Origin of the sequence: Legionella drozanskii LLAP-1, from assembly GCF_001467585.1 — a bacterium.
In the GTDB taxonomy this organism is placed as follows: domain Bacteria; phylum Pseudomonadota; class Gammaproteobacteria; order Legionellales; family Legionellaceae; genus Tatlockia; species Tatlockia drozanskii.
On sequence record NZ_LNXY01000027.1, the window covers coordinates 570,778 to 596,839 of the forward strand.

Here is a 26,062-nt window from a genome sequence, read left to right on the forward strand (position 1 = left end):
ACAATAACAACAGTATCTCATTCTCCACACCCCCAAGCAGCACCACACCCCCGATCAAACTGCTGTAAATCTAAGCTATCTAAACGCTCAGAATCTTTTGCGGCTGCATATTGGACACGGATAGGATCTTTATACATTGACTTCCCAATCGCCTGCTCAAGCGTCTCTAGTCGCGTTATAGACTGCTCATCAAGGTAAGTTAATTCGATTGTTTGGGTGTGAATGCAGGGACTACATTCTAAACTTTGGTGAGGAAGAGGTTTAAACCCGGTTCTTTTGATTAACTCAGCAAATTCCTGATTATTCATTAGCCAAAGCGGGTGCCAAATTGTTCTGCCTTGATATAACTCCTCCTCTTTCTCAAACTCTTGCAAATTGGCATAACGACGAGAATCACATCTGCGCTTGCCGGATACGATGAGCGCTTCACAAGAAGGATCAGATTCATCCAAAAAATTTAGTATAGTTAGCCCTTTCAAAAAACTAGCACACCATTGAAACTTATGACTAGGAAACTGTTTACGATCCTTAACCATTTCAGAAAAACTTGCTTGAGCATCCAGTAAATGAACCTTTACCCCCTGACTACTTGCATAATCAGAACAAGCCAACACTCGTTCAGGCCAGGAAGTGGCTGCCCAACCAGTATTAACGCATACAAAATGAAGCTCAGCCAAATCTCTTTCAACCAAAGCCTGCATAACAGCTAAAGAATGATTACCGAAATTACCAATAATGAAGTGTGGCATGGATTAATTATAAAAACAGGGAAGGCAGTATTATACTCGAATAATTACCCTTTATGAGACTTCATTGCAAAGCAATATTTAAATTAGCGCCCAAGCTGAAATAAAAGGGGTAGTGAGTTAATGTGATTAGGTTGTAATTTGATACTTGCGAACAATTAATGGTGCCCAGGGCCGGAATCGAACCGGCACGGGATTTAACTCCCGAGGGATTTTAAGTCCCTTGCGTCTACCTGTTTCGCCACCTGGGCAAATCTTGGAGGCTGAGGCCGGAATCGAACCGGCGTACACGGCTTTGCAGGCCGCTGCATAACCACTCTGCCACACAGCCAAACTATAAGACTAGCAGTTCAGTTTTCCCGAACCGTCGTAAATCACTCAATCTACACTCGACGCGCCTGTTTTAGGGGGTCGATAATTGATTTGAGCTACTACTAGGAATTCTATGGGCCTAGCCTATAGTAACTCGCTAAAAAAAAAGCGACTGTCGTCGCTTTAATTTGGAGCGGGAAACGAGACTCGAACTCGCGACCCCAACCTTGGCAAGGTTGTGCTCTACCAACTGAGCTATTCCCGCGTCTCTACGGGGTGCAATTCTACCGAAATTTAAACTGCTGTCAACAAATAAAAATTAAAAAAATTAACTTATCGCATGCCCTTTTTTCATCAACTGTGGCCAAGCAATACTAAGGTAAATAATCATTGACCAAATCGTTAAAATCGCTGCCACGTAAAGCATAATAAACCCAAAAACACCCCACCAAGACTCTGAAGGTGAGAAAGCGATGAGTAAAAAAAGCGCTGACATCTGCAATGTTGTTTTTATCTTGCCAATATAGCTGACTGTAACACTTGCACGGCTTCCAATTTCTGCCATCCATTCTCGCAAAGCCGAAATAACAATTTCACGCCCTACAATGACAATTGCTGGAATAGTAATGTATTCCACATTCTTCGCGCCAACCAAAAGGAGTAAGCTACAGGCTACTAATAACTTATCCGCTACAGGGTCTAAAAAAGCACCAAAAAGCGACATTTGCTCCAGTTTACGGGCTAAATAACCATCTAACCAATCAGTAAAACTAGCCAAAGCAAAAATAGCAGCAGCGAAACCATGCGCCCAAGAAAATGGGAGATAAAAAACAATAATAAAAATAGGTATTAATGCGATACGCATCAAAGTCAATAAATTGGGTAAATTGGTTATCTTAGTCACTAAAATCCCCTTTAATCCAATTGTAAATACTTAGCAAGTTGCTGATAGTCATCAAAAACGGCCAAAGCACCTGCATTAAGGAGTGCAGCTTCTTGTTGATGATAAAAGTCCACCCCAATTGCATCCACAGCAATGCTTTTTGCCATTTCGATATCGCTCACTGAATCACCCACCATTAAAGTCTCTTTTGCGTTCACTCCATAAGTGTCCATAATTTCCTCCAGCATTTGTGGACAAGGCTTTGCAGGAGTCTGACCAGCGGAACGAGTCACCTTGAACAATTGATCTAATCCACTTGCTTGCAAAACTCGTTGTAAGGATTGATGCCCTTTATTGGTGGCAATTCCTATATCGATACCTGCGTGCTGCAAACGCTCAGCAATTTCTCGTGCGCCTGGAATCAAATAGACTTCAGTTGTTCGGGAAACTAAAGATTGATGTACCGCCAGCAAAAGCTGCTCTTGTTGTTCTTCATTCAAGTGTGGGAATGATTTTTTCAAAGCGAGAACCAAGCCAAGCCCTACCGACTGACGAGCTAGCTGTTCATCTAATTCACCAAATTGTAACCGTTTAGCTTCGGTGGATACACTATTTAAAATTTGTCCTAGGATATCGCCTAAGGTCCCTTCCCAATCAAATACCACCAAACGATATGGTTTACCCATGAGTCAACAAACTCCTTGCACGTAATCTTTTCAGTGTTTCGGCAAACCGTTCGTCTAAGTTTGCTTCGAACAGATAATTTTTTCCGTTCAGGTTAAATTGAATTGCCCTAGCATGCAAATATAGTCGCGATTTTGCTTCCAAACCTTCGATTGGCTCCGGTTTTCCATATTTTTCATCACCTACAATCGCATGGCCTAAATGGGCACTATGCACTCTGATTTGATGGGTACGCCCCGTTTTAGGTGATGCCTCGACCCAACAGGCCTGCTGGTAATTTTCGAGTAGCTTAAAGCGTGTCTGCGATGATTTACCCTCTTCATTCACTACAACAATACGCTCACCTGACTTAAGAATGTTTTTTTCGAGTGCAGCATCAACCACAATAGTTTTTTTGCCCAGCCATGGATGATGCAATAATGCCCAATACATTTTATTGACTTCTCGAGCCTCTAACAAGGCTTGAATCGCACGTAACATACTGCGCTTTTTTGCCAGCAATAAACAACCTGAAGTTTCTTTATCCAAACGATGAACAAGCTCAATATAGGACAAATCATCGCGGGTTTTACGAACCGCTTCAATGACCCCTAAACTCAAACCACTACCTCCATGGACTGCAATTCCAGCAGGTTTATTGATCACTAATAGACTAGAGTCCTCAAAAATAACACTATCTCGCAGACGCTGCTCCAATTTTGCACCCACATGAATCTCTTTTTCTTGAGCGGTGCGTACCGGTGGTATGCGTACACAATCCCCTTTAACTAATCGTGAAGAGACTTGTGCTCTTTTTTTATTAATACGTACCTCGCCTGCGCGTATTATGCGATAAATATGGCTTTTAGGGACACCTTTCAAAATTCGCATCAAGTAATTATCAAGGCGTTGCCCTTCTTCTTCGGCACTGATTTCAGTGTAACGTACGTCACTCATTGTACAAACCTATTTGCTGTAGCTGTTTTTTTTTGTTACTATTCAGAATCGTGTGAAAATTATCACACGACCGAATTATAACGCATAAACAAAGAAAAAGTTTATCGGTCGAAAGCAATTCGACCAAATGTTGGGGTTCTGTTATTTGCTCGCTAGCATGAGCTTTAAATAAGAGATTTTCAAGCACTGGAACCTAGTATTTCTCCTAGCGTTACAGTTCTTTCGATGAAAAGCGCTTATTTGAGGCTATAATTTAGTAGAGTAGAAAACAAACCAAACGCGCTTCCCCTTAAGTGTATGATATAAGGAAGCAACCCAATACCAGAGCTAAATTGAAAACGAATATATCAGATACCCACGCATGTCAGACATGCCTTACATCAGTCACCACTTATTTTGCAGATTTTAGGCAAGAGGGGGTTTCATATGCATGAAACAACCATTACACCTTATTTATCACGAAATCAGTTATTACAGATGTATCCTACCCAGTATGCGCCGCTATATTTACCGGTACCATGCGTGCGGTCTGTCTTTATGGTCTTGGGTGTTGCTTAAAGTGGATATTTTTTGTTATTGAGGGATTGTTGTCAGCTTACCTAAGTTTAAATTGACAATAGTTACAAATGAGATATGGGTTTATTGCTACATTAAGCTCTTGGAAATTTTCCAGTGAAGCTTCAGGCCAAAATCTGGCTCAAGCAAAACCTAGCCTCAAAACACTAAATAGATAGCCTTATACTATCTTTGCTTGAGTGTATAGCGCCCTTTTATGGGGTAAATAATGGAAAAAATGTTAATAAATGCGACTCAAACCGAAGAGGTTCGAGTTGCGCTGGTAAAAGATAATGATTTGTATGACCTGGACATTGAATGTCCTTCAGAGGTCAAAAAGAAAGGGAATATTTATAAAGCACTAGTAACGCGCCGTGAACCGAGTCTAGATGCTGTTTTTGTTGAATATGGTGCCAAACGCCAAGGTTTTCTACCACTTAAAGAAATCGCACCAGAATACCTCAGTAGAAATCCTGATGACTTTGGTGATGATAAGCCACCTATTACTAGTTTAATTCGTGAAGGCCAAGAATTACTTATTCAAGTTGATAAAGAGGAACGAGGAAATAAAGGCGCGGCGCTCACTACCTATATCACCTTAGCAGGCTGTTACCTCGTTTTAATGCCTAATAATCCAAATTCTGGTGGCATTTCCCGTCGTATCGAAGGCGATGATCGAGATGAGCTTAAAGAAACTTTAAATGCATTGCAGTTACCTGATGGTATGGGTCTTATTATTCGCACCGCAGGTGTCGGCAAAAATATAGATGAGTTGCAGGCTGACCTTGATATGTTGTGCAATCAGTGGCAAGCCATTCGTCAAGCTTATAATACTCAACTTGCCCCTTGCTTGATTCATCAAGAAGGCGACGTTATTATTCGCTCTATTCGCGATAATCTGCGCAAATCCATTGATGAAATTATCATCGATGACCAAGTTTCTTATGTTAAAGCGAAACAATACATTGAGCAGGTAAAGCCTGATTTTCTACCCAACTTAAAACTCTACAACAACACAATACCCTTATTTAATTTCTATCAAATTGAAAGTCAAATTGAAACCGCTTACCAACGTGAAGTCCTGCTTCCTTCTGGTGGCGCATTAGTGATTGACCGTACGGAGGCATTAATTTCAATTGATATCAACTCCGCTAAAGCAACCAGCGGTGCAGACATTGAAACAACTGCTTTAAACACTAATCTTGAAGCAGCCGATGAAATTGCTCGTCAATTACGTTTACGAGACCTAGGTGGTCTGGTTGTCATTGATTTTATTGATATGAGCTCTAGCAAAAATCAACGCGATGTTGAAAATCGCTTGAAAGAGGCTCTTAAAGCCGATAGAGCGCGCATCCAAGTGGGCCGTATATCTCGCTTTGGCTTGCTTGAAATGTCACGTCAGCGCCTACGTCTTTCACTGGGTGAAAATGCACAAGAAGTATGCCCACGCTGTGAAGGGCGCGGTACTGTAAGAAATATTCAATCGCATGGTTTATCAATCACTAGGCTTATTGAAGAAGAAGCCTTAAAAGAAAAAACCGCTGAGGTGCAAGTGCAATTGCCAGTTGAATTGGCTACTTTCATCATCAACGAAAAAAGAGAATTTATTCTAAATATCGAGAAGCGTCATAATGTGCAGGTACTAATCATTGCTAATCCTTACATGCATCCACCACAATACAACATTATACGTTTAAAAGAAGACAATGTTGGAAAAAATAAGAAACCCAGCTACACGCTGATTCAGCAACCGGAACTTACGGTAACTCGCTCCGATCAGGAAGCTACTAAGCATGATGAGCCTGCAGTGAAGGGTTTTTCTGGACAACAACCAGCAAAAACGCAACACAATAGTTTCATTAAGCGTCTATGGTCTAGTTTGTTCGGTAGTATTTCGGAAGCATCTACCTCCTCATCGGCACCTACTGATACGCCTACCTCCCAGGAGAGAAGTACTCGCAGCCCTCAACCGCATCGTCAAACAAACCAAGGTGCAAGTGGGGAAAAACGTCAGTCGAATCAATCTAACCGTCGTCGCCGCTCAGGAAACCAACAGCGTAATAATACCAGTGGTAATCCACAACGACGCAGAAATCAACCGGGTCAACAAGCCACAGGTCGTGTCGTGCCTTTAAAACCTGATTCCAATAAAAAAAAGGAATCAGTGAATAAAGAATAATTCATAGCTCGAAACCTGCTGCGAATCCCCATGGTATCAAGCCATGGGGATTCGCAGATTGGTATTGGACATTGGCCCATAGCCGTCAGGCTAAGCCTTATTTAGCGAATAATTCGATCTTGAAGGTTAACAATTACTTGTTTGGACTCTGAGAGTTCTGCAGCAATTTTTTCTCAGACCTTTGTTCTATCCCCTCCCCCCGAAGGAAATCATACTATTTATTGAACTTCTTTCGCAGGCAAGTAGATAGACAACCCGATTTACCCCTCTTCGCGGGAGGGAGTCCTACTCCGATTCTTTTAAACCCGTTGCTATTGGCGTAATACCAATATTTGGATTGACCCCACAATCATCAAGAAGCTTAAGTAAGTTATTGCCTCGACGAGTTAAGCGCTTAGTACAGTAGGCCTCTAAATAACTCTCCAAAATATAATAATATTCCGGCAGAGTGAGAATGGTAAGAATTTTCTCAGCACGCTCTACGTGGTGAGCATTACTATAATCACAAGCTTGAAAAAGTATTGCGCCCAGCATGGCTACAAAACTTGCTTTACGTACGTAATTGGCTAGATAAAACCGCTGGATACACTCATCCAGGGCGCGATCCTTATCCCATTCAACCCAGGTGTTATAAAGATCGATAGAGGCTTGAGTAGAAAATTCGCCAGTTAAATCGAGTTGTTGTAAAGCATAACCGACCGGTACAATGGCTTGTATATTAGCCCAAGAGCAGTTACCTGTAATCTGTGCACTGATAGGCATTTTAGCGACAGGTACTAAGCCTAATTTTTTATTGATCGTTTCATGAAAATAACTACGAGGCTGTTTTTTATAAAGAAATTCGAGTAAAAAATTAAGATTAAGGGCATCAGGGCGCGAGATACGATAAATATTAACCGTTCCTTCCTTTAAACTATTTTCACCTCGATCTATTTTGACCCACCAGTTTTTATAACGCAGAAAACCAAGAGCATGGCCACGACTCGCTGCTGGTAAAATTAACATGGGTGATTGTGCTAATAGACTTGCAAGCTTGGCTTTATGCTTATCATTTAAATTCAAATAGAAATTATGTTGTAATTTTAATAACTCGCCTGCGACAGAGAAAGCATCCATGATGGGATAAATAAACGGAAAATACTCTCTTAAATGACGTGTGGAATAACTGCTTATAAAGCGACGCAGAGAATCTTTAACCACAGCCACAGTAAATTCAAGCATAAAGCCTTCATAATTGAGCTCGACAAACTCATTTTCAGCATTAGCGATATCGACATGGCCCGTTAATTCATAGCGATGCCCTATCAATTTGCCATTAATAAAATCGAGAGCAAAATCAAGTCTTGCTCCATGTTGATAGAGTAAATGCTTGAGATTATCATTTCCCCTTAAGACAGGATAAACTAAAATAGAAAGACCAGAAGTCGTGTAAGCATTAGGATTAGCCCCATGATTTAATAACAATCGCGCTAACTCAATGTCATTGTTATCAGCTGCCCAGTGAAGTGGTGTCCTTCCTGTCATATCCCCTTTATTCACATCAACGCCACGCAACAATAATTGCTCAGCGATGTCGGTTTGACGAGCAATTGCGCATTCAACAAGTGGTGTAAAACCATATTCATCAATATCGTCTAAAGATTCACCTTGACGTAGATAATGGTCAAAATCAGGCATGCGTGAGCTGATAATATCATTGGCAATAGTCATTTAGCGGTCCTAAGGCTTATATTCAGGCGCTGAGCTTAATTTTGGTTGAAGCCCTAATTTCATACGATGTTGCAACTCTTGTTCATTTCTAGCATTTTGGGCTTTTATCAATGCTTCAGGATCACCCCTCGGATTTTCATTATCTGCAATTCCGTCAAAATAAGGATTATCTAAGAGCGGATGGCTCTGAATGGTTTCTTGAAAATTTTGTTCTTGCCCTGCTTGTGGTTCATAATGCTCACGATCATGAACTTTTGCACCCAATTTACGATGACCTGTTTTTTCCGCTTCACGTCGTTTATTTTCCATTTCCCAGGTTTCATCTTTCAAAATGGAACCGCCCCGATTATTACCAGATAATCGGGTTGGAAAATCAATGTCTCTTTTACTAAATTCGCTCATACGTTTAATTATAAATTATAAATACTCTCGTTGCAGAATTTCTGCAATTTGTACAGCATTTGTCGCTGCCCCTTTACGAATATTATCGGCGACAACCCATAAATTTAAGCCATTAGGGTGAGAAATATCCTTTCTAATGCGTCCAACAAATACTTCATCACGACCAACTGCATGGGTAAGAGGTGTTGGATATTGTAATTTAGATGTATTATCAATTAACTTAATGCCTGGGGCCTTTGATAATAGCTTACGGGCTTCTTCGACCGACATCGGTGCTTTCAGCTCCAGGTGAATCGCTTCAGAATGGCCATAAAGGACAGGCACACGAACTGTAGTTGGATTTATAAGAATCGACTCATCTTCCATAATTTTTTTAGTTTCCCACACCATTTTCATTTCTTCACGGGTGTAACCATTCTCTTGAAACTCATCAATATGTGGTATAACGTTAAACGCAATTTGTTGAGGATAAACCTCAGCCTTTGCTGCTCGACCATTCAATAACTCGCCTACTTGAGTCACTAATTCGGTGATCGCTTTCTTACCCGTTCCTGAAACCGCTTGATAGGTTGCAACATTGATGCGGCTAATACCTACTGCATCATGCAGCGGTTTTAACGCGACAACCATTTGGATGGTTGAACAATTCGGATTAGCGATAATTCCGCGATTTTTATAATCAGCGATGCGATGTGGATTGACCTCTGGGACCACAAGGGGAATATCTTTTTCATTACGAAAAAATGAAGTGTTATCCACAACAACACAGCCGGCCTTAGCAGCGATGGGTGCATACTCTTTAGAGACCAAGCCCCCTGCAGAAAATAATGCAATATCCACCTGGCTAAAATCAAAGGTAGCGAGGTCAAGCACATCTAAATTGCGATTGTTAAAGATAACCGTCTTACCTATTGAACGATGACTTGCAAGAGGATAAAGCTTATCAACTGGAAAATCACGCTCTTCCAAAACGGTAAGCAGTGCTTCTCCCACTGCACCAGTTGCACCCACAATTGCAATATTAAGTCGTCTACTCATCACTACCTCAAATTAGGAACCAAATTATTATCATTTCAAAAAAAATTAGGCACGTCATTTATTCTGTGCTTTATCCCGCAAATAATGATCAATTAACACCAAAGCCATCATGGCTTCGGCTATAGGAACAGCACGAATACCCACACAGGGATCGTGACGTCCTTTCGTTACTACGCTAACTTCTTCACCTTCGGTATTCATTGATTTACCTGGTTTAATGATACTCGACGTAGGTTTTAAAGCCATACTGACAACGAGGGGTTGTCCTGTGGAGATGCCTCCGAGTACGCCACCAGCATGATTACTGAGAAAACCTTTTTGCGTCATCTCATCTCGATGTTCGCTACCCAATTGGCTTATTGAAGCGAACCCAGCACCAATTTCCACACCTTTTACGGCATTAATTGACATCATGGCATAAGCTAACATGGCATCCAATTTATCAAAAACCGGATCGCCCAGTCCGATAGGTACTCCGCGTGCCATTACCGTCACACGAGCACCCACCGAATCACCTTGGCGACGCAATTGATCAATAGTGTCGGCCAAGACTTGGATTTGATGCTGATTGGGACAAAAGAAGGAATTATTGTTTATTTCTTTTTCATCAACAAAATCAAGAACAAGCGACCCCATTTGCTGCAAATAACCAAGAATTTCTATACCTAAAACACGTTGTAAATAAAGGCGTGCAATTGCACCCGCAGCGACCCTCGCTGCTGTTTCGCGAGCAGAGGAACGTCCTCCGCCGCGATAGTCGCGGTGACCATATTTATGATGATAGGTAAAATCGGCATGTCCCGGGCGAAAAATAGTCTTTATCGCTTCATAATCACTGGAGCGTTGATCACTGTTCTGAATCAATAAAGCGATGGGAGTGCCTGTTGTTAATCCTTCAAATACACCTGAAAGAATTTCAACTTTATCTTCTTCTCGTCTTTGTGTTGTGTATTTTGATTGTCCAGGTTTGCGTTTATCAAGAAAAGGTTGAATATCTTCGGCTGATAAGGCTAATCCTGGAGGACAACCGTCTACTATACAACCTAAAGCGGGACCATGACTTTCACCAAAAGTTGTTACGGTAAACAATTTTCCGAATGTGTTTCCACTCATTTAATTACCTGCAGATGCAAAATAGGCTTCCAATTGTTGACGAGTCAGTAAGAATACACCATGACCACCATGCTCAAAATCAAGCCACGTAAAAGGGATTTGCGGAAAAGCATTAGCCAGTGCTTCATCGCTATTACCCACTTCAACTACCAAAATACCATCTTCTGTCAGATAATCATGGGCGTTTGCAAGAATTTTTTCAACAATTGCCAAGCCATTATTCTCTGTTTCTAAAGCAAGTCGTGGCTCATAAAGATACTCTTCAGGTAAAGTTTGCATTTCCTCTGCACCAACATAGGGTGGATTGCTAACAATTAAATCGTAACGTTCTTTCGGTACATTCGACCAGCAATCGGATTCAAGCAGAGTCAATACCTCTTGTACACCGTGACGCTCTCGATTAATTTCAGCAACTTCTAAAGCATCTGCAGAAATATCGACCGCATCAACATGGGCATTCGGAAAGGCATCAATGCAGGCAATTGCAATGCAAGCACTACCTGTACAGAGATCCAAAATTCGCTCTACCCTCTCTGCTTCTAACCAAGGAGAAAATTGTTGTTGAATCAATTCAGCAATTGGCGAGCGCGGAATTAAAACACGCTCATCCACATAAAACGCTAAATCACAGAAATAGGCTTCATTCGTCAAATAAGGGACAGGAACTTTATCGATAATTCGTCGCGATAAACGATACACCAGAGTTTGCTTTTCTGCGGGGGTCAAGCGAGCTTGTAAAAGCATTGGATCGCAATCTATAGGTAAAGATAGACTATCAAGGATCAATGCAAGTATATCATCCCAAGCATTATCAGTCCCATGGCCATAATAAAGATTAGAGGCATAGGCTTGGCTTATACCAAAACGAAGAAAATCAATAATTGTTTCAAAATGAGTAGTCATTGTCGCATAAGAGTCAGTCATAAATTGCCTTGTACTATTAAAATGTGCTAGTTGATAGACACAACTTTAAAGGTGTTAATGTAACGAACATAATTATCACAAATTGTACGCTAACTTAGAGATTTTGTCCTCACTTTAATTGCCTAAGTTAGCCTTGGCCAAGCCTAGGTTAGCCCTCTCGCAACCCGTAAACTTAGGTTTATTTTGCCCAATACCTGCGTTTACCCTAATAAATACATTATAATTTTAATATTCTTGTTTCGATTTTATATCCGTATGTCTGATGATTCTTTGTCTGACGAAGACAAAGCCTTGTTTCGTAAGATGATGAGTGGCGTAAAACCACTGCAGAAAACCAATAAAATTCAATTATCCACTCCCCCCAAGGTAACCAAAATCCACAAAAGGGAGTCGATTCCAAGGCAGGATATACCGACAATTTATCTTTCGGATTACTACACCAACGAAGTCCAAGCGCAAACAATTTTATCTTACTCTAGTCATAGTATTCCAAGTAAACGCCTACGCGAGCTCAAAATGGGGTTAATTCCTTGGGAGGCGAGATTAGATCTGCATGGTCAAAAGACAGAGGCAGCTAGGGAATCTTTAATTAAATTTATTACACAGCAAACCAATTTAGCCCATCGTAGCCTTTTAATCATTCATGGAAAAGGAAGTCGCCAAGGCGAGACGCCTGTCTTAAAAAATTTAGTTAATCACTGGTTACCACAATTTTCGCAGGTGTTAGCATTTCACAGTGCCTTAGCTCGAGATGGTGGCGAAGGAGCTCTATATGTTCTTCTTAAAAGAAACAAATTGAATTTATTGTCATAAAGCCTTAACATTTGCACAAAATTTTGAATAGTGGCGTCATGAACAAACAAGCAATTATTATCGGAATTTCTGGCCCGTCAGCCTCCGGAAAAAGTCTTCTAGCAAATACGATTGTCAATGAATTAGGCTCTGAGCAAGTGGTTGTCATATCAGAGGATGCCTATTATAAAGACAATAGCCATCTACCCTTCGCTGAACGAGAAAAAATTAACTACGATCATCCTGATGCATTTGATCATGCCCTACTGTGCGAGCATTTGCGTAAATTACGACAAGGTGAATCCGTTGAGATTCCTATCTATTCGCATTCCAAACACCTACGATTGACAGAAACTCGTCGTGTTGGGCAACATGCAATTATTGTTTTGGAAGGTATTTTATTATTTACTGACAAGCAATTACGCGAAATAATGGATATTCGTATTTTTATGTCAACGCCTCTAGATGTTTGCTTAACCCGTCGCTTAAAGCGTGATGTCGTTGAGCGTCAACGATCTTTTGAATCTGTTGTTCATCAGTATGAGACGACAGTCAGGCCAATGTATCTACAATTCATTGAACCCTCCAGTCGCTATGCAGATCTCATTGTTCCACGAGGAGGAGAAAATCGTATCGCTATTGATATGATCCAGGCGAAAATGCGTGAATTACTGGCGAAACACTTAGACGGTTAGAGGAGATTAAGATGGGGTTTTTACAAGGAAAAAAAGCATTAATTGTTGGACTAGCAAGCAATCGCTCTATTGCTTACGGAATTGCTAAAGCATTTCATGAGCAAGGTGCTGAATTGGCGTTTACTTATCAAAATGAAAAGTTACAAAGTCGTGTTGAAACGATGGCAGCGGAGTTTAACTCCAATTTGACCTTTCCTTGTGATGTAGCCAATGATTTGGATATTCAAGCAGTTTTTGAGCAATTGGGCCGTCACTGGAATCAATTAGACATTCTTATTCATTCAGTTGCTTTTGCACCAGCCGATCAAATTAGTGGTGATTTTGTGGATTGTGTGCATCGTCAAGGTTTTCACATCGCTCATGATATCAGTGCCTATAGTTTAATTGGTCTTGCTAAGGCAGCTTTACCCTTGATGCAAGATTCACAAGGAGCAATTCTGACACTGAGTTATTATGGCGCTGAAAAAGCAATTCCTAACTATAACGTCATGGGTATTGCCAAAGCGAGCTTAGAAGCTTCAGTGCGATATTTGGCAGCAAGCTTAGGACCACGTGGATTACGCGTCAATGCTATCTCTGCCGGGCCTATTAAAACCCTAGCTGCTGCAGGTATTAAAGATTTTCGTAAAATGCAAGCTGCCTACGCCAATACTACACCAATGAAACGGAATGTTACTGCAGCAGAAGTAGGCAATACTGCTGCTTTCCTTTGCTCTGATTTAGCTTCTGGTATAACTGCTGAAGTAGTCCATGTTGACGCTGGATATCATGCTATAGCAATGTCTGATTTAGAATAAAACAATTTGTTATTGTATTCAAAGTATTCATCGCTTGGGAAAGCCCAAGCGATTTAAACCAAACAATTCATCTATAAAAGCCGACAAAGGTGTAAGTTGTGCTTTGCTCCAATAATTCATCATAAATGAAAAAATAAACAGATTGACCCAAGGCAACCGACTTTCATGATTCTCACTCTGTAAGCCTTAATAAGCAAAGCTTATCAAGGCCTAATTTGATAACCCTTTAACCAAAATTGTTTGGGTTCTGATATATAGGTTGTTGTCCGCCTGGTTGATAAGGATAACATCCTTGAGGAATATAAGGGTTAAATCCAGGATATGGAGGCTGCTGGAAGGGAACTTGCTGCTGAGTAGAGGAATAAAACTGCTGATGACCATCATGCTGCTGTTGTGGATAAAACTGCTGCTGACCGCCATGCTGCTGTTGTGGGTAAAACTGCTGCTGACCGCTATGCTGCTGTTGGGAATAGAACTGTTGCGGTTGTTGTGGATAGTAATGATGTCCAGAGTACGGTACAAAGTAGGGAGGAGGTACATCATCTGATGGTTCTATATCCTCTTCTCTAGTATCTTCTGATGAATTATAATGGTCATGATTAGAAGCCTGATATTGTTCTTTTGATAAAGGTCGCAAATCAAAATTCATTTGAACACCACCAACTTCTATCTCAATTTTTGCTAATTTACCACGCCGCAAGTCTCTAACTTGATCTAAAATCTCTTGCTTATCACTGTTAAATAAGCGAGTAATATAGTAAGGCATATCCCCCTTACCTAATTTCTGGCGAAGAGCTGCTATTGCACATTTTACTTTTATCGGATCAAGATTCTGCTCAATTAAATTGGCTTCTTCCGCTTTAGTAAGAGTAAATCGAGAATCTGTAGGATCAAGCGCATCAGAATTTCTTATTGTAAGGAGTTTAGTTTGTAGGGTATTAGTAATAAAACAACCGGCACCAGCACCGATTAATGTTAAGCAGATCACGCCTAAAATCACCATACCAACAGGATTTGCACCTGCAGCAACAGCCAAAGCGGTTATAGGTGCAGCAAGAAAGGCAGCAGTCAGCCAGCCTGATGCAGCACCAAAGGCTACAGCACTCAACATGGATATCATTGCCTGCCATAAACCTTCGTTATGCCACAAACGCTCCATAGAGTCAAAAAATTCAACAAAAAGATAAGCAAGGGCAATCAAAGTCAAAATAATTGCTACGGTACAAAGTAATAACAAAAGCAGAAAAGCCCATAAATTAGCTTTATCTTTATCATTAACATTGTTAAGAGCATCACCAGCAGAATGATCATGAACCCCGCCGACAGCGATAGCACCGACACCATGCAAATGATGATGATAAGTAAGACTATCTAGCAAAGACCAATAGAAAATGGCATCCAGAGTAGAACAATAACAGTAATCCTCATTACTTTTAAACTCTTTTATTTGGATAAGAGTAAACATAATTGGTGGGAAAAACAATTGTGGTGAACTTGCTTCTTCTTTAGGTAATACAGCGACTAAAAAGGTATCAAGTACTGCTTTCGCTTTTTGCCATTCTCCATCAGGTAGACCGTATAAAGAACTATCTTGATTATATCTTAGATTGAATTCAAATTTTTCACGTATAAACTTAGAAATCTCATTGATAGATTTCCCTTCCGCCTGTAATTTCTGAAAATCTTTTAACATACTCAGTTGAAATTGAGTAAGTAAATTGTCGGTAAACTTATCCGCCATTTAAATCTCCCTGGTAATTAAGGGTTCTGAATTTTTGAAGCGGCGACTAAATGGTTAATGTACAAATCATAATCCATAACACCATAGTTCGCTTCAATCTGTTGGGCTATACTGCCTTGCTGTTCTTTATCTAGTAATTTCAATTGTCCGTCATTAATTTTCTTTAAACGCACAATCACATAATTGCCATTAGTTAAACCTCGGCCATTATAACTATTAGTGCGAGGCAAGCTAAACGCTAAATCGTTAATCGCAACATCGGCTTTATCGGTATCGCGTGTTGCTTTTTCGATTTCGTGCCATTGCAATTGCTTGTCTTTTATTAATTTCTCTCGCAGATTACCATTTTCCTTATTTGATAATAATTCAGTGCCTAGCTGCTTTGCTTGTTTTTCAGCATCTATAAGTGCTAATTTTTTAGCAATAAAATCTTTGACTTCTGCTAATGGTTTTTCTGCAGCAGGAAGGTGTTGATTAACTCGTAAAACGAGAACAGAGTCATTATCAAGCTGTATTGGATCGCTATTATTACCAAGTCCCAAAACATCATGGCTAAATGCAGCATTAATTATCTGCTTATTTTTGGTTAAATCAGTACTGCCACCCTGACGCGAAAAAGCTTCGGTATGTTCAACTGGTAGCTTTAAAGCATCTGCAACGGGATTTAGTGAATCAGGACTTTGATAGCTCAGATCACCAAGTTGTTCTAGAGCTCGGGCATATTGTGCCTGAGTAAGATCTGAAACTAATTGTTCTTTTATATTGGCTTGTACTTCTTCCAGAGGCTTCACTGTTGCAGGCTTGTAAGCTATAAGTTTAAAAAGCTCATACCCATGAGGTGATTTGACCGGCGGAGTAATTTGTCCTGGTTGTGTTAAATTCGCCAAAGTTTTATCAAACCCTGATTGACCAGCCACTAACCAAGGAAGCAATCCACCATTGGCGATTGATAATTTATCATCTGAGCTTGCTTTGACAAAATCCGCGAATTTTGCGGGGTTATTTTGTAAGGCTTGATAAGTTTCTTCTGCTTTTTGTTTCACCTGATTTTGTACTTCTTCTGAAGCATCTTCAGGGACAGCAAAAAGAATATGTGCTACCTGCCACTGAGCTGGAGTCTGAAAACTACTTTGATTCTCATCATAATAGCGTTTTAGATCTTCGAGACTCACTTGAACCTTGTTTTTCATCTCTTGTGTGGATAAAAGAACAAAATCAATACTAACCTTTTCAGGAGTTAAAAATTCTTTCTGATGATGCTGGTAATAATCATTAATTACGCCGTCAGAAACTTGACTGTTTTGGGTAAACAAGCTGGTAGGAATTTCTAAATAATCGTAATCCCGTGTTTGCATATAAAGTTTAACAAAACGTTTAATCTCAGCGGGTAGAACAAAAGAGCTACCTATGAATGCAAATCGTTGTTGATTAAGCAACATGCCCTGTTTTACTTCGTTCTGAAAAGATTCATGAGTAAACATCGCGTTAGTCAAGGCTTGTTGATATCTTTCTTGAGAAAAATGACCATCTTGTTGAAACTGCGGAATATTTAGAATTGCAGCATTCGCTTGATCTCTACTGACTTCAAAACCGGCTTTTCTTGCGGCTTGCACACTGACTTCATTAGTAATCATGTCAGTTAGTACTTGCTTCTTGAGCGTTGCTTCAGTAGCAGCTGTGAATTGCGAAGGATCGCGTTGCTGGCGAGCTCGGCGATAGTTATTTTCAAAAGCCTGTTTGCTTATAGGATGCCCATTCACATCAACTTCGATATCCGAGGTTTGATGAGACTGCATGAAGTAATCTACTCCGAATAATGTAAAGGTAACAGCAATCAGAATAATAACTACCCAGGCTATAACACCCTGTATGCGTTCGTTCAGCTTCTGCAACATGTTCGAAATTCCATATTTGGTAAATTCGCAAGGAAATGCTTGATAAAAAAAACGCGCCATTCGGCGCGTTAATCTGGCGGAGTGGACGGGGCTCGAACCCGCGACCCCCGGCGTGACAGGCCGGTATTCTAACCAACTGAACTACCACTCCTATTCTTGGTGGGTGCTGCAGGGATCGAACCTGCGACCCTCGCCTTGTAAGGGCGATGCTCTCCCAGCTGAGCTAAGCACCCAAAATTTTAGCTTTCTTGTACAGCTTCTTTCAAAGCCTTACCAGCTTTAAATTTAGCAACTCTTGAAGCTTTTATTTCAATCGTTGCACCAGTCTGCGGATTTCTACCTGTTCGCGCAGAACGGTTGCCGGTGGAGAAAGAACCGAAACCTGGCAATACTACCTGATCACCTTTCTTTAAAGCGTCAGTAACTGTCATCATAAAAGTATCGAGAACTCGGCTAGCGTCTGCTTTAGTTAGACCAGAACCACTTGCAATTGCTTCAATCAATTCACTCTTATTCATCATTTCCCCTATCAGTTATTCTTCCTTTAGCCGAGGCGATTAAAACAGAATCATTTACCTCAGTCAAGCAGTCACATCCTTGCATCGCCCGCCAGTAGCGGGCAACGGAGTGAAATATACCCGGTATTAATGAGCGTGTAAATCCTTATTTTTATTTTTTTTAGAACTTTCGCTCGAAATAATCTTAGAAGAGCCTGATTCGGAAGAATTTCCAATAGGACTACGCTGTAAAGCGAGCTCTAAAACCTCTTCAATCGTTTTTACAGGATGAATTACAAGCTTTTTCAGCACATTATCTGGAATCTCTTCAAGGTCTTTGCGATTTTCCTCAGGAATAAGAACATGTTTGATTCCACCACGGTGAGCGGCGAGAAGTTTCTCTTTTAAACCACCAATAGGAAGAACTTGACCACGTAAGGTGATTTCGCCTGTCATTGCGACATCTGCGCGAACCGGTATTTGTGTGACCACCGAAACAAGTGCGGTACACATACCGATACCAGCGCTAGGCCCATCTTTAGGAGTTGCCCCTTCTGGAACATGGACATGGAAATCATTCTTTTCGTAAAAATCTTCAGCTAAATTAAACGATTTAGCCCGAGATCTCACCACAGTCATAGCCGCCTGAATAGATTCCTGCATGACTTCACCTAACTGACCTGTATGAGTCGTTTTACCTTTACCTGGCATCATGGATGCCTCGATAGTCAGTAATTCCCCTCCTACACTTGTCCAAGCAAGGCCTGTCACTTGACCAACCTGATCAAATTCTTCAGCAAGACCATAGCGGAATTTTTTTACACCAAGATACTTTTCAATATTAGTGCGAGTTACTGAGACTTTTTTGACGCGTTTTCCTGTTAAAATTTCTTTTACTACTTTTCTACAAATACTAGCTATATCACGCTCAAGGTTACGTACCCCAGCCTCACGTGTGTAATGACGCACGATCTCGCGAAGCGCACTTTCTCCAATACTTATTTCCTCAGGTTTAAGCCCATTTAGAACCAGTTGTTTGGGTACTAAGTAACTCTCAGCAATATTTATTTTTTCATCTTCTGTATACCCTGCCAAGCGGATAACTTCCATCCGATCAAGCAGTGGTGCCGGAATTTCTAAGGAATTTGCCGTTGCAATAAACATTACATCACTCAAGTCATAATCCACTTCTAGATAATGATCGTTGAACGTATGATTTTGCTCCGGATCAAGAACTTCCAACAAGGCAGAAGCAGGGTCGCCACGAAAATCCATCGCCATTTTATCGACTTCATCAAGCATGATAAGCGGATTTTTTACCCCGGCTTTACATAATTTTTGAATAATTTTTCCAGGCATAGAACCAATATAGGTGCGTCGATGGCCACGAATCTCAGCCTCATCCCTTACGCCCCCTAAAGCGATACGAATAAAAGTTCTTCCAGTTGCGTTAGCAATCGATTGACCCAAAGAAGTTTTGCCCACTCCAGGTGGTCCAACCAAACACAAAATAGGGCCTTTTAAGCGTTTTACACGCTGTTGAACAGCTAGATATTCAATAATGCGCTCTTTGACTTTCTCAAGACCATAATGCTCTTTATCTAGCAATTTTTCAGCCTTACGTAAATCAAATTGAATTTTGTTTTTTCTCTTCCATGGCACACTGAGCATCCAATCCAAATAATTGCGAATGACGGTTGCTTCAGCTGACATCGGTGACATCATCTTCAATTTTTGCAGTTCCGCTAGCGATTTTTCTTTCGCTTCTTTTGGCATACCCGCTTTGTTTATAGAGGCTTCCAACTGTTCTAATTCATTGCCTTCTTCCCCAAGCTCACCGAGTTCTTTTTGAATCGCTTTCATTTGCTCGTTAAGATAGTATTCTCTTTGACTTTTTTCCATCTGTCGTTTTACGCGTCCACGGACCCGTTTTTCAACATGCAACAGATCGATTTCGCCTTCAATAGCGGCCATTAATCGTTCTAAACGTGTGCCTACATCGACAATTTCTAGTAAATCCTGCTTATCATCTACTTTTAAGCTCAGGTGGGCTGCGATTGTATCGGCAAGGCGACCTGGCTCTTCAATGCTTGTTAAAGAACTTAACACTTCTGGCGGAATTTTCTTATTAAGTTTAATGTATTGCTCAAATTGAGACATCAAAGAGCGCATTAAAATTTCAATTTCCTGTTCTTTTAAAGAGTCGCTGATCTCATCGATCGGCTCTAAGTGAGCTTCCAAGAACCCATTTTCCTGGGTGTATTGAATAACTTTGGCACGTTGTTCCCCTTCTACAAGAACTTTCACGGTGCCATCAGGAAGTTTCAGCAACTGCAAAACACTGGAAACGGTTCCTATGTTATAAACATCTTCGGGACTCGGATCGTCATTAGAGGATTTTCGTTGTGCAACTAAGAAAATTTGCTTGTTATCCACCATAGCAGCTTCTAATGCTTTAATGGATTTTTCGCGCCCTACAAATAAAGGAATGACCATATGCGGGTAAACTACAACATCCCTGAGAGGTAATACAGGTAAAGGTGACATTACTTCATTTTTAGACGGCATGATTTCATTTTCGCTTTCGCTAGACATAATGAGCCCTTATTCAAACGACAATCTTATGAGAAACAGCACAGCCTTTGAGTTGAATTGTTTACTCTCACTTGGAGAGTAAACAGAAACTTTAAACCAACTCTACAACAGTTAAATGTAACCAACCGATAATAGAACGGCAACACGCTGCTACACGACTTCTTATTCCCTTCCACCTGCAGCAGATTGTTTGCTTTCCTCACCTTCATAGATAAGGATAGGCTTTCCAGTATTATTGATGACACTTTCATCAATCACCACTTTCTTAACCCTTTCAAGAGAAGGTAATTCATACATGGTGTCTAAAAGTATATTTTCAAGGATGGCACGTAAACCTCGAGCACCTATTTTCCTCTCTAAGGCCTTCTTAGCAATTATGAGAAGTGCTTCATCGCGGAATTCAAGCTCCACATTTTCCATCTTAAATAGAGCATGAAATTGCTTAGTAAGTGCATTTTTAGGACGAGTGAGGATGTCTACTAATGCTTCTTCATTTAATTCATGTAGTGTTGTCACTACAGGTAATCGTCCTACAAACTCGGGGATCAAACCATATTTCACTAAATCTTCAGATTCCAGTTGGTCTAAGATTTTTTCCAAGTCTTTAGAACTTTTTTGGTTTTTCAATTGAGCAGAAAAACCGATACCTGATTTGTCACTTCGCTCACGAATCACTTTATCAAGTCCAGCAAAAGCGCCGCCACAAATGAATAAAATATTTGAGGTATCAACTTGTAAAAACTCTTGTTGTGGATGCTTACGTCCGCCTTGTGGAGGTACTGATGCAATAGTCCCTTCGATTAACTTCAGTAAGGCTTGTTGCACTCCCTCACCTGAAACATCACGAGTAATTGAAGGATTATCTGATTTACGCGAAATCTTATCGATTTCGTCGATATATACAATACCCTGTTGGGCTTTATCGACATCGTAATCGCATTTTTGCAATAGCTTTTGAATGATATTTTCAACATCTTCACCTACATAGCCTGCTTCCGTTAAGGTTGTTGCATCAGCCATGGTAAATGGAACATTGAGTAATCGAGCTAAAGTTTGAGCCAGCAGGGTTTTACCACTACCTGTTGGACCAATAAGAAGAATATTACTCTTACCTAATTCGATACCATCTTCTGTTTTGTGATGTAATCGTTTGTAATGGTTATAGACAGCAACCGACAATACTTTTTTAGCATGAGGTTGACCAATAACGTACTCGTCAAGAAAATTGGAAATTTCTTTAGGTGTTGGCAAATGGGTTTCAGCTTCTTCAGGTGTTTCCTGAGTCTCTTCACGGATAATGTCATTGCAAAGCTCAACACATTCGTCACAAACAAAAACGGAAGGGCCGGCAATCAGTTTCTTTACTTCATGCTGACTCTTTCCACAAAATGAACAATATAAAACTTTTTCGCCATTGCCGTTACCGGTTTTACTCATCTACAAACCCCTTTCTTACTGCTATCTAGCCCAAACTAGATACTCTAGTAAAATTTTAGACAATTGAAATAATAACGCCAGTAAAATTGCCAATTTGTTAACAACTATAACAAATTGGCAAGCTTATTATAGACTATTCAACTGTAGCTATCGCTTCGCGATCGTAGAGTACCTTATCGATTAAACCATATTCACAAGCCTGAGTTGCACTCATAAAGTTATCGCGCTCAGTATCTCGCATAATTTGATCGGACGTTTTTTTAGTATGTTTAGCCATAATGCTATTCAAACGTTCACGAACAGCTAAAGTTTCGCGGGCATGAATTTCAATATCAGTCGCCTGTCCTCGGTAGCCACCTAAAGGTTGGTGAATCATTACACGAGAATTTGGTAAACAAAAACGTTTACCATCAGCACCAGCACAAAGCAATAAGGCGGCAGCACTTGCTGCCTGACCAATACAGAGAGTACTGACATCAGGCTTAATAAATTGCATTGTGTCATAGATTGCAAGCCCAGCAGTAACCACACCACCTGGTGAATTAATATACAGAGAAATATCTTTCTCAGGGTTTTCTGACTCTAAAAACAATAGCTGAGCGACAACCAAATTCGCCATATGATCTTCAACTTCTCCTAAAAGAAAAATAATACGTTCTTTCAAAAGCCTTGAATAAATATCATAGGAGCGCTCACCTCTTGAGGTTTGCTCAATAACCATAGGTACTAAGCCACTGGCACTTCTAATCAAGTTTTCTGAATAACCCATCTATTTATTCTCCTTTAGTTTCCTTGGCGGCAGCTTCATTTTCTTTAGTAGGATTCATTACAGCATCATAATTCATTGCTTTTTTAACAAGTTTAGCATTTTCACTCATTTTTTCGGCAACGACTTCTTCCATCACTAACGCTTCAATTTCTGCCAAACGTTCTTTGCTTCCTTGGTACCATGCACGCAGCTCATCAGGATTTTCGTATGCACTTGCGAACTTTTCAATCATCGCATCAACTCTTTCCTTATCAGCAACAAGTTCATGTTTTTTGACATATTCTGAGAACAGTAAACCTAAATGAACGCGACGTTTTGCCTGCTCTTCGAATAATGAACGAGGGAAATCTGGAATTTGCTCATTGTCTGAATGCTCATGACCGAAGAGACGGTGATACATATCATGCTTCAGATGTTCGATTTCTTTATCAATTAGTGCATTGGGCAAGTCGAATTGATTAACCGTAAGCAATTTATCAAAAATGCGCTCACGATTCATTGCACTCACGCGACGCTCAAGCTCACGAATCATATTTTCTTTAATATCTTTTTTCAGCGCATCCATACCGCCTTCTTTAATATTAAATTTCTCAGCAAAAGCATCATCTAATGGAGGTAACTTTCCTTCCAACACTTGATGGATAGTAATTTTAAAAGTAGCTTCTTTGCCAGCCAATTCTTGATGATTATAGTTTTCTGGGAAAGTGACTTTGATATCGAAGGTTTTATTTTTTTTACCGTCAATTAAACCATCTTCGAAACCTGGAATCATTGCACCTGAACCGATAACGATTTCGTAGCCTTCAGCTTTACCGCCTTCAAAGGCTTTATCGTTAATGAATCCTTCGAAATCAATAATAACTTTGTCATCTTTTGCGGCAGCGCGTGAAACTTCTTGCCATTCTTTGTTCTGCTCGCGCAATTTTTCTATCATTTGGTCTACATCACTGTCTTTGAGCTCAGCATGGATTACTTCAATTTCGTCCTTATTTAACTCAGTGATGCTCACTTCTGGGAATATCTCGAAAATAGCGGTGTATTTGAAATCTTTCCCTGATTCAATTTGCTCAGGCTCAACTGCCGGCGAACCAGCAGGCACTAGTTCATTCTGTTGCAATGCTTCGAACAAGGTCGATTGCACCATTTCTCTGGCAACTTCCTCGCGCACATTATCGGAAAATCGGCTCTTCACCAGGTGAAACGGTACTTTACCAGGACGAAACCCATCCATTTTTACTTTACGAGCAAGATTATGGAGACGAAGGCTCACTTCTTCCTCGACTTTTTCGGTGGGTACCGAAACTGTTACTTTACGTTCCAAACCTTTCAAGGTCTCAACAGAAACTTGCATCTAGTCACCTCTCGGATAATGTCATGAAATGGTGCGAAAGGAGAGACTCGAACTCTCACGGGTTACCCCACTGGAACCTAAATCCAGCGCGTCTACCAGTTCCGCCACTTTCGCAAATTAGGGTGGAATTATCAAACAGTAAGTCTATCTTGTAAAGACTCAGAATAAATCTTTAGCATAAACATTTCGAAGTCTGGGGTGAACGATGGGACTCGAACCCACGACAACCGGGATCACAACCCGGGGCTCTACCAACTGAGCTACGCTCACCATTTTTATCTTAAGAGAATCTTGCTCTAAGGCTGGCACGCCCGGCAGGATTCGAACCTGCTACCCTCGGCTTAGAAGGCCGATGCTCTATCCAGATGAGCTACGGGCGCAAAAAAATTTGGTCGGGGTGGAGAGATTCGAACTCCCGACATCCTGCTCCCAAAGCAGGCGCGCTACCAGGCTGCGCTACACCCCGTTTTTAAACCCGTCCCCAAGGACAGAGCGCAAATAATACTCGGAGCTGTACTTGAGGTCAATAATTTATTTCGATAAATTTTAAGTTTGCTGCTTGAAGTCAGAATAAGCTAGCATTAGTCTATTCTCTATCACCAAGTTTTACATGAAAATACAACTTTTACCTTTGTTTGATAGTCTAGATAATCTGCATAAAAATCTGGACAATGTCCTCTTACCCAATCCTATTTTTCACAAGGATTTTTATTATTGCCTCAACTTTCTTAAAAGCTACACCGGTAGCTTGGGTACGTTTAATAGTTATCGGCGCGAGACAGAACGCCTTTTACAATGGTGTTGGCATATAAAAAAAATGGCGCTAACTGCCCTTAAACGTGAAGATATCGAGCAATTCGTTCGCTTTTGCCAAAACCCGCCCGAAAGTTGGATTAGTTTAAAAAAGGTCCCGCGGTTTATCGAGAAAGAAGGAAAACGAGTACCTAATTTAGAATGGCGACCTTTTGTTGTTACGGTAAAAAAAGCAGCGAGAAAACAGGGCAGCACCGCATCGATTGAGGAATTTAATTTATCTCAGGGTGCAGTTCAGGAAATTTTTGCAATTTTAAGTACCTTATTTAATTTCTTAATTGCAGAAGAATATCTGGTATCAAATCCAGTCGCTTTGATCCGTCAAAAAAGCAAATTTATTCGTAAACGGCAGCAAAATGCGCCTATTCGACGCCTTAGTATGCTGCAATGGGATGCGGTTTTAAGTGCAGGCGAGAGATTGGCTGAAGAAAATCCTGAAAAGCATGAGCGGACTCGTTTTATTCTGAGCATGCTTTTTGGAATGTACTTGCGTATCTCTGAGCTTGCTGCCAGTGAACGATGGATTCCTACCATGAATGACTTTGCAAAAGACAGTAATGGTTATTGGTGGTTTACAACCGTGGGCAAAGGCAATAAGGAACGTCAGGTTGCTGTCAGTGACGCCATGTTGGAAAGTCTGATGCGTTGGCGAAGTTTTTTAGGTTTAACCCCGCTACCCTCTCCTTCAGAAAACTCCCCGCTCATTCCAAAAATTAAAGGGACGGGGCCAATGAGTGATACCGCCCCCATTAGACGACTAGTTCAACTTTGTTTTGATTTAGCGGCAGAAGAATTACGTCTAAAGGGTCAGACGGAAGCTGCCGATAGTTTAGCCTCTGCTACTGTGCATTGGTTAAGGCACACCGGTATTTCAGAAGATGTAAAAATCCGCCCCCGCGAGCATGTGCGTGATGATGCTGGTCATGGTTCTAGCATAACAACCGATCGTTATATCGATGTGGAAATGGAGGCTCGTTATCAATCGGCGCGTGAAAAGCAAATTGAGCATAAAAAACTTGGGAAGGAGAAGGAGTTGCTTCAATAGTTGAGCCACGTCATCCGGAGCATAACGCTTCCAATTGACCCTAAGTATTTGTTGCCAAATGGAATTGATATGTTTCTAATCCGTTCGTGCTGAAGAGGCGCATTAGCGCCGTTTCGAAGCATTATAGTCCAACACTACAAAGGAGTTCAGCGT

21 protein-coding genes and 9 tRNA genes are annotated in these 26,062 nt (G+C 40.8%); 5 read left to right on the top strand and 25 right to left on the bottom strand.

Going from position 1 to position 26,062, the window contains the following annotated elements:
• Window positions 1-17: 17 nt before the first annotated feature.
• The 7 genes from Ldro_RS11705 to Ldro_RS11735 form a co-directional block, all read right to left on the bottom strand.
• Window positions 18-749 carry a phosphoadenosine phosphosulfate reductase domain-containing protein gene (locus tag Ldro_RS11705; RefSeq protein ID WP_083497956.1) on the bottom strand — a complete coding sequence of 244 codons (732 nt, stop codon included), beginning with the start codon at window positions 747-749 and terminating at the stop codon, window positions 18-20.
• Window positions 750-908: 159 nt separating this feature from the next.
• Window positions 909-997, bottom strand: a tRNA-Leu gene (locus Ldro_RS11710).
• Window positions 998-1,003: 6 nt separating this feature from the next.
• Window positions 1,004-1,077 (bottom strand) — tRNA-Cys (locus Ldro_RS11715).
• A gap of 170 nt (window positions 1,078-1,247) precedes the next feature.
• Window positions 1,248-1,323: transfer RNA gene (locus Ldro_RS11720), tRNA-Gly, on the bottom strand.
• A gap of 63 nt (window positions 1,324-1,386) precedes the next feature.
• Complete coding sequence (gene pgsA / locus Ldro_RS11725; protein ID WP_058496595.1) at window positions 1,387-1,962, bottom strand: CDP-diacylglycerol--glycerol-3-phosphate 3-phosphatidyltransferase; 576 nt, start codon at window positions 1,960-1,962, stop codon at window positions 1,387-1,389.
• Between the two features lie 11 nt (window positions 1,963-1,973).
• The gene (locus Ldro_RS11730) at window positions 1,974-2,627 is read right to left on the bottom strand and encodes an HAD family hydrolase (RefSeq protein ID WP_058496596.1); all 654 of its coding nucleotides are present in this window, start codon (window positions 2,625-2,627) and stop codon (window positions 1,974-1,976) included.
• Window positions 2,620-3,561, bottom strand: a complete 942-nt coding sequence (locus Ldro_RS11735; protein ID WP_058496597.1) for an RluA family pseudouridine synthase — start codon at window positions 3,559-3,561, stop codon at window positions 2,620-2,622. The genes Ldro_RS11730 and Ldro_RS11735 overlap by 8 nt, the downstream gene beginning before the upstream one ends.
• A gap of 784 nt (window positions 3,562-4,345) precedes the next feature.
• Here Ldro_RS11735 and Ldro_RS11745 point away from each other — a divergent pair.
• Entirely contained in the window at window positions 4,346-6,295 is a 1,950-nt protein-coding gene (locus Ldro_RS11745; RefSeq protein ID WP_058496599.1) for an Rne/Rng family ribonuclease, read from the top strand.
• A 285-nt stretch (window positions 6,296-6,580) separates the two neighbouring features.
• Here Ldro_RS11745 and ankH read toward each other — a convergent pair whose 3' ends face one another.
• From ankH to prmB, 5 genes are read right to left on the bottom strand one after another with little or no spacing between them, the layout of a single operon-like run.
• The gene (ankH, locus tag Ldro_RS11750; RefSeq protein ID WP_058496600.1) at window positions 6,581-8,005 is read right to left on the bottom strand and encodes a Dot/Icm T4SS effector AnkH/LegA3; all 1,425 of its coding nucleotides are present in this window, start codon (window positions 8,003-8,005) and stop codon (window positions 6,581-6,583) included.
• Between the two features lie 9 nt (window positions 8,006-8,014).
• Complete coding sequence (locus tag Ldro_RS11755; protein ID WP_058496601.1) at window positions 8,015-8,407, bottom strand: hypothetical protein; 393 nt, start codon at window positions 8,405-8,407, stop codon at window positions 8,015-8,017.
• 15 nt (window positions 8,408-8,422) lie between these two features.
• Window positions 8,423-9,445, bottom strand: coding sequence for an aspartate-semialdehyde dehydrogenase (locus Ldro_RS11760; protein WP_058496602.1), 1,023 nt, complete (start codon window positions 9,443-9,445; stop codon window positions 8,423-8,425).
• A gap of 54 nt (window positions 9,446-9,499) precedes the next feature.
• Complete coding sequence (gene aroC, locus Ldro_RS11765; RefSeq protein WP_058496603.1) at window positions 9,500-10,558, bottom strand: chorismate synthase; 1,059 nt, start codon at window positions 10,556-10,558, stop codon at window positions 9,500-9,502.
• Window positions 10,559-11,482, bottom strand: a complete 924-nt coding sequence (prmB, locus tag Ldro_RS11770) for a 50S ribosomal protein L3 N(5)-glutamine methyltransferase (RefSeq protein WP_058496604.1) — start codon at window positions 11,480-11,482, stop codon at window positions 10,559-10,561.
• Window positions 11,483-11,737: 255 nt separating this feature from the next.
• Between prmB and Ldro_RS11775 the strand changes: the two genes are divergently transcribed.
• The 3 genes from Ldro_RS11775 to Ldro_RS11785 are packed head-to-tail and all read left to right on the top strand — an operon-like array spanning window position 11,738 to window position 13,766.
• Window positions 11,738-12,295, top strand: coding sequence for a Smr/MutS family protein (locus tag Ldro_RS11775; protein ID WP_058496605.1), 558 nt, complete (start codon window positions 11,738-11,740; stop codon window positions 12,293-12,295).
• A 38-nt stretch (window positions 12,296-12,333) separates the two neighbouring features.
• Complete coding sequence (gene udk, locus Ldro_RS11780) at window positions 12,334-12,969, top strand: uridine kinase (RefSeq protein ID WP_058496606.1); 636 nt, start codon at window positions 12,334-12,336, stop codon at window positions 12,967-12,969.
• Window positions 12,970-12,980: 11 nt separating this feature from the next.
• Complete coding sequence (locus Ldro_RS11785; RefSeq protein WP_058496607.1) at window positions 12,981-13,766, top strand: enoyl-ACP reductase FabI; 786 nt, start codon at window positions 12,981-12,983, stop codon at window positions 13,764-13,766.
• Between the two features lie 226 nt (window positions 13,767-13,992).
• Here the strand turns inward: Ldro_RS11785 and Ldro_RS11790 are convergent, their stop codons facing one another.
• From Ldro_RS11790 to Ldro_RS11850, 13 genes are all read right to left on the bottom strand, one after another.
• Window positions 13,993-15,507: an aromatic acid exporter family protein gene (locus Ldro_RS11790; protein WP_058496608.1), complete on the bottom strand. Its 1,515-nt coding sequence runs from the start codon at window positions 15,505-15,507 to the stop codon at window positions 13,993-13,995.
• A 17-nt stretch (window positions 15,508-15,524) separates the two neighbouring features.
• Window positions 15,525-17,402, bottom strand: coding sequence for a SurA N-terminal domain-containing protein (locus tag Ldro_RS11795; protein WP_058496772.1), 1,878 nt, complete (start codon window positions 17,400-17,402; stop codon window positions 15,525-15,527).
• A gap of 74 nt (window positions 17,403-17,476) precedes the next feature.
• Window positions 17,477-17,553: transfer RNA gene (locus Ldro_RS11800), tRNA-Asp, on the bottom strand.
• A gap of 6 nt (window positions 17,554-17,559) precedes the next feature.
• Window positions 17,560-17,635, bottom strand: a tRNA-Val gene (locus Ldro_RS11805).
• Window positions 17,636-17,641: 6 nt separating this feature from the next.
• Window positions 17,642-17,920 carry an HU family DNA-binding protein gene (locus Ldro_RS11810; protein ID WP_058496609.1) on the bottom strand — a complete coding sequence of 93 codons (279 nt, stop codon included), beginning with the start codon at window positions 17,918-17,920 and terminating at the stop codon, window positions 17,642-17,644.
• A 126-nt stretch (window positions 17,921-18,046) separates the two neighbouring features.
• A complete protein-coding gene (gene lon / locus Ldro_RS11815) occupies window positions 18,047-20,494 on the bottom strand; it encodes an endopeptidase La (RefSeq protein ID WP_058496610.1) in 2,448 nt (815 codons plus the stop codon).
• 162 nt (window positions 20,495-20,656) lie between these two features.
• Window positions 20,657-21,931, bottom strand: a complete 1,275-nt coding sequence (gene clpX / locus Ldro_RS11820) for an ATP-dependent Clp protease ATP-binding subunit ClpX (RefSeq protein WP_058496611.1) — start codon at window positions 21,929-21,931, stop codon at window positions 20,657-20,659.
• A 133-nt stretch (window positions 21,932-22,064) separates the two neighbouring features.
• On the bottom strand, window positions 22,065-22,700 hold the full coding sequence (gene clpP, locus Ldro_RS11825) for an ATP-dependent Clp endopeptidase proteolytic subunit ClpP (protein WP_058496612.1): 636 nt from the start codon (window positions 22,698-22,700) through the stop codon (window positions 22,065-22,067).
• A gap of 4 nt (window positions 22,701-22,704) precedes the next feature.
• Window positions 22,705-24,051: a trigger factor gene (tig, locus tag Ldro_RS11830; protein ID WP_058496613.1), complete on the bottom strand. Its 1,347-nt coding sequence runs from the start codon at window positions 24,049-24,051 to the stop codon at window positions 22,705-22,707.
• Between the two features lie 29 nt (window positions 24,052-24,080).
• Window positions 24,081-24,165 (bottom strand) — tRNA-Leu (locus Ldro_RS11835).
• Between the two features lie 80 nt (window positions 24,166-24,245).
• Window positions 24,246-24,321, bottom strand: a tRNA-His gene (locus Ldro_RS11840).
• A 33-nt stretch (window positions 24,322-24,354) separates the two neighbouring features.
• Window positions 24,355-24,431, bottom strand: a tRNA-Arg gene (locus Ldro_RS11845).
• Window positions 24,432-24,440: 9 nt separating this feature from the next.
• A tRNA-Pro gene (locus Ldro_RS11850) sits at window positions 24,441-24,517 on the bottom strand.
• Between the two features lie 144 nt (window positions 24,518-24,661).
• On the opposite strand from Ldro_RS11850, the gene Ldro_RS11855 reads away from it, so the two are divergent.
• The gene (locus Ldro_RS11855) at window positions 24,662-25,909 is read left to right on the top strand and encodes a tyrosine-type recombinase/integrase (RefSeq protein ID WP_058496614.1); all 1,248 of its coding nucleotides are present in this window, start codon (window positions 24,662-24,664) and stop codon (window positions 25,907-25,909) included.
• Window positions 25,910-26,062: the final 153 nt, after the last annotated feature.